Source organism: Moorena sp. SIO4G3, assembly GCF_010692305.1.
Classification (GTDB): domain Bacteria; phylum Cyanobacteriota; class Cyanobacteriia; order Cyanobacteriales; family Coleofasciculaceae; genus Moorena; species Moorena producens_A.
Genome location: NZ_JAAHIG010000552.1, coordinates 1 through 4,261 on the forward strand (window position 1 = coordinate 1; position 4,261 = coordinate 4,261).

The following is a 4,261-nucleotide window of genomic DNA, read 5'->3' on the forward strand; positions in this document are numbered from 1 at the left end:
ACTCCCTACTCCCTACTCCCTACTCCCTACTCCCTACTCCCTACTCCCTACTCCCTACTCCCTACTCCCTACTCCCTACTCCCTACTCCCTACTCCCTACTCCCTACTCCCTACTCCCTACTCCCTAATCCCTAATCCCTAATCCCTAATCCCTACTCCCTACTCCCTACTCCCTACTCCCTACTCCCTACTCCCTACTCCCCAGAAAAAAAGTACCTCACGGAATTGAGACATGCTAGAGTTCAGCTCGAATGGTAAAAGCATAGTTTCCTCCTGGTTCGAGCTGGTAATCCCACTGTTCTAAAAATCTGCCAAGGGGTTCCTGAATCAAGGCACGGCCTAGAGAGGGGGTGACTAACAGCTGACTTATCCGAAAATGCCATTGAAACTCCCATTCATAGTCTGCGGCTTGGACTTCCCCTTCAATCTTGCCCTGTTGCCAGCAGTGCCGCGTAATTCTGACGTAGGCAGTGGTTTCAGGCAAACCCTTTGCACTCACAATGGTAAAAATTCCTAATCTGCTTTAAACACATAGGTTAGCAGACCTGTTGGCAGATAAGTCAATAGGGATCAACCCGAATGTGGTATCAGTCTGGGTGGTTGATGCCCAAGGCAACCAGGTGCTGATGGATGCTTTTTACAAAACCCTTCCACGCATAAAAAATCACGCTTTACTCAATCCCTACAGCAAGCACAACTCTACCTGGCTCTTGACTCCTGAATAAAGTGACCCCTCAGTACTGGTCACCATGTCTTCTGATTGGTAATGCTTTTAGGTAATAGTTAAAATAGATATTGCTTGAGATTAAATCCCTGCGATATGCACCACCACCTCCCGGTAGTGAGCCTGTCGGCGATGCTCCCAAATATAAATGCCCTGCCAGGTTCCTAGGAGCAATCTCCCTTGAGCAATAGGAATCTGTTCCGATGTTTTGGTCAGTGCAGTGCGGATATGAGCAGGCATATCATCGGGACCTTCCGCACTATGGCTATAGCTTTTGCCATCTTCTGGTACTAATTTAGCAAAAAAGTTTGATAAATCCATGAGCACATCAGGATCAGCATTTTCCTGAATTACCAAACTTGCCGAGGTATGACGCAGGAAAATGGTACACAATCCAGTCTCGAGTCCTGATGTAGCAACCACGGATTGAACGTTACCGGTAATGTTGGAGAACGATTTACCGGTAGTCCTAATTTTGAGTCGTTGTTGATAATGAGTCATAGAAGGGTTGGTTAATCGAGCCACTGCTACCCGAGCTGTTTCAGTTCCTCCGATGGTGTAACGGAGGTTTCTGTGGCTACAGCTGTGGGTGGATTCTCAGCAGACGTATCCACCACAGCTGTTTCGAAGGTTTCTGTGGCTACAGCTGTGGGTGGATTTTCAGCAAACTTATCCACCACAGCAGCAGTTTCTGATGACTCTATAGTATCTTCTGATAACGACTCAGGGAAAGTTGCCAATTCTGCAGCAGTTTCTGATGACTCTATAGTATCTTCTGATAACGAAGTATCTTCTGATAACGACTCAGGAACAGTTGCCAATTCTTCTGTATACAGCTTATCGAGTTGAGCAGCAGTTTCTGATAACTCTGGCTTTTCTGCTGATTCTGGCTCAGTTGCAGATTGATTGTCACTCGACTCATCTGCCTGCTCGGAATTTTCCAATGCCTCGGGATTCTCTGGTTCCCCTTCACGCCAAGGGGAATCATAGTGATTCCAAGGCAGAATAGGCTCGTTGGGCAGGTTACGGGTCAAGACAGTGATGTTCTCTGGGTCTGGTTCCGGTAAACTCAAGGGTTCTCCGGAGGGTTTTTTATTAACCTGTGAGGGTTTTTTATTAACCTGTTTAGAATTCATAGTCTCAGCGAAAGCCAACAATACATCACATCAGTTTAAGCGCAGGAATGCAAAACTCTGCTATGACATTCAACGTAATAATCAAGGCAACCCCCCAAGTTACATAAGCAGAATACTTCAACGATAGAGAAAAATCTTCTAATCGCTGCCTGTTTGCATTATAAGTCTCTACCAGATTAACCAGCATCTGTAGCTGGTATTGTTCTGGTGAGAGTACCAGGTAACGTTCTAGGAATTTTTTATCTCCCAAGTTGGGACTGACTGCGATCTGACGCGGTAGAAAAGCACGGATTAGTAGGGTAAAATTAAGCATAAATCCCAGTATCTCAGCAATACCAAAGGGACTGCGGAAAAATACTAGTCCCGAGATGGTTAAACTCGTTAACAAGGCTCCATTAGTCACAAACAAGATATTGAGCTTTGTGGTCAAGGTTTGACTGCGCTCCCTTTGTTGATCAAGTACCATACGAACATCTCGTGCTGCCAACTCTAGGCTGGGGAAAGAGGTCTGCTCTTTAGAGGTTTCCTCTTCAATAGTAGAGGTTTCTGGTGTGTCGATGGACTTTGAGATAGAATTGTGGCTATTCTGGATCTGTTCTATAAGCGAATCTACGGTAGATATCATGGCAGGGGCTATCTAGGCTATTTAGTGAGAGTCTGGAGGTAGTTAACAATATCTTTAGCAATCTTGTCTGTTCCATCCTTTACCAAGCTTTGAGATTTTCTGGGAGGCTTGGGAGTGTGATGGAGGAATTCCCACTTGCCGTGGAAAAATTCTGTCGGTGTTAAAATCTGGTGGTGACCGTAGTCTTGCACCCCTTCTATTAGGATAGCGGCTTCAGCAAATCCCGAGCGGGTAACTGAAGAAATAGGTATATCCAGGCGTAAGGCTTCAGCAAAAGTACTGTATCCTGGTTTGGAAATCACTCGCGAGCACAAGGGCATGAAATCCACTGGTCGATAGTCGTGACCCTTGATTTTTAGTAAATTGGGTAAATCTGGTGCTTGAGAGTCAAATGTGATAAATTGCCAGTTAGGGAATCTAGATAGATTATGGTAAGGAATTTGTTCCAACCCTAATCCCCCAAAGGTGAGTAAAGCAGTTTTAAACTCTGGAGACTTCAGATCAAAATGCTTCCTTAATTGATCTGTACTGTATCCTGGGGATCCCCCTGTTAACCCCACATCGGTGATCTGGGTGAAGGCGGTCATGGGTTCATGTAAAGGAAGGCGAAATAAGCGATCGCATTTTCCATAATACTCACTGATCCAATCGGCAATCTCGGCAAATTCTCCTCCCCAGTCTCGATAGATGAAGTCCCAACCAAAGTTACTCATCATCCAACAGGGAATGTCAGCCGCTTGAGCAATACCTACAGCTAAGGGGGGAATATCAGCTAAGATCAGCCCGACTCGATTGTTACGAATAAAGTCAACCTCACTAGCAATTATTGATCTAGCATTGGAACGAATTTGCTGTAGTTTGGTTAACGTTACCTCTTTATCCATTGTTAAGCTGTCGGTTTGAATAACACCAACATCAAAAGCCCGTGGGCGATGAATAAAATCCCCGGGAATGTAGGATTCTAATAACCAGCGTGGTATTGTTGTTACTAGAATCAGTAAGATATCCGGACACAGTCGTTGAATAGCCGCAGCTACGGAGGCAGTACGTACAGCATGACCAAAACCGTGGCTAGTGATAGCGATGTATAAAACTGGTCTAGACATTCTAGGAGCTCAGGTATTGAGTTAATTGAAGGCTTTTATGCAGGCTAACAAAAATAAACCACAAGTGGCTAACTTTGGCAGTTACTACCTTGATTATAATTTCCACACTTTAAAATCAAATTCAGCAAAAAATTTAAAGTTTATTGTTTAAGGAGTTGAAAACGTGCTGGAATATATCACTTTACCGAACAACGTTTTGCCACCTGTAGCTCCTTATTCCCACGCTGTTCGGGCAGGAGATTTTCTATTTGTGACGGGACAGCTAGCTGAAGACCCTGTCACTGGAAAAGTAATAATTGGGTCAATTGAGGAACAGACTAAACAGGTAATGGAAAACTTGAAGCTGGTTTTAGACCATGCTGGCACTAGCTTCGATCAGGTAGTTATGGCTCGCATTTTTGTGACTGATTTTAGATACTACCAGACAGTGAATGAATTCTATGCTTCTTATTTTAACAAGAATCGGTTACCTTGTCGAACAACGGTTGGAGTCATAGGTCTGGCTGGTAATGGTGATGTAGAAATTGATTTGATTGTTTATTGTGGTGATTAATGATAATGGTAAATTACGGCGGTTTGCAATTCGATGAGGTACAAATTATGGGCTTTTAGGGAGCAGGGAGCAGGGAGCAGGGAGTAGGGAAGAGGGAAGAGGGAAGAGTGAAGAGGA

General features: G+C 44.4%; 7 protein-coding genes. 2 read left to right on the forward strand and 5 right to left on the reverse strand.

All coding sequences use genetic code 11. From position 1 onward, the window contains the following. Window positions 1-235 precede the first annotated feature (235 nt). Complete coding sequence (locus F6J99_RS42505) at window positions 236-499, reverse strand: DUF3146 family protein (RefSeq protein WP_070390996.1); 264 nt, start codon at window positions 497-499, stop codon at window positions 236-238. 82 nt (window positions 500-581) lie between these two features. On the opposite strand from F6J99_RS42505, the gene F6J99_RS42510 reads away from it, so the two are divergent. Continuing rightward, window positions 582-725: a hypothetical protein gene (locus F6J99_RS42510; protein WP_158516952.1), complete on the forward strand. Its 144-nt coding sequence runs from the start codon at window positions 582-584 to the stop codon at window positions 723-725. Between the two features lie 80 nt (window positions 726-805). Here the strand turns inward: F6J99_RS42510 and F6J99_RS42515 are convergent, their stop codons facing one another. Genes F6J99_RS42515 through F6J99_RS42530 form a run of 4 tightly spaced genes read right to left on the reverse strand, consistent with a single transcriptional unit; the run spans window position 806 to window position 3,591 of the window. After that, entirely contained in the window at window positions 806-1,225 is a 420-nt protein-coding gene (locus tag F6J99_RS42515; protein WP_293122829.1) for a secondary thiamine-phosphate synthase enzyme YjbQ, read from the reverse strand. A 26-nt stretch (window positions 1,226-1,251) separates the two neighbouring features. Further along, window positions 1,252-1,860, reverse strand: a complete 609-nt coding sequence (locus tag F6J99_RS42520) for a hypothetical protein (protein ID WP_293122831.1) — start codon at window positions 1,858-1,860, stop codon at window positions 1,252-1,254. Between the two features lie 25 nt (window positions 1,861-1,885). Next, window positions 1,886-2,485 (reverse strand): hypothetical protein, encoded by a 600-nt coding sequence (locus F6J99_RS42525; RefSeq protein ID WP_293122833.1) that lies wholly within the window; start codon window positions 2,483-2,485, stop codon window positions 1,886-1,888. 17 nt (window positions 2,486-2,502) lie between these two features. After that, window positions 2,503-3,591, reverse strand: a complete 1,089-nt coding sequence (locus F6J99_RS42530; protein ID WP_293122835.1) for a glycosyl transferase — start codon at window positions 3,589-3,591, stop codon at window positions 2,503-2,505. A gap of 163 nt (window positions 3,592-3,754) precedes the next feature. On the opposite strand from F6J99_RS42530, the gene F6J99_RS42535 reads away from it, so the two are divergent. Then, window positions 3,755-4,144 carry a RidA family protein gene (locus tag F6J99_RS42535; protein WP_293122837.1) on the forward strand — a complete coding sequence of 130 codons (390 nt, stop codon included), beginning with the start codon at window positions 3,755-3,757 and terminating at the stop codon, window positions 4,142-4,144. The last annotated feature ends 117 nt before the right edge of the window (window positions 4,145-4,261 follow it).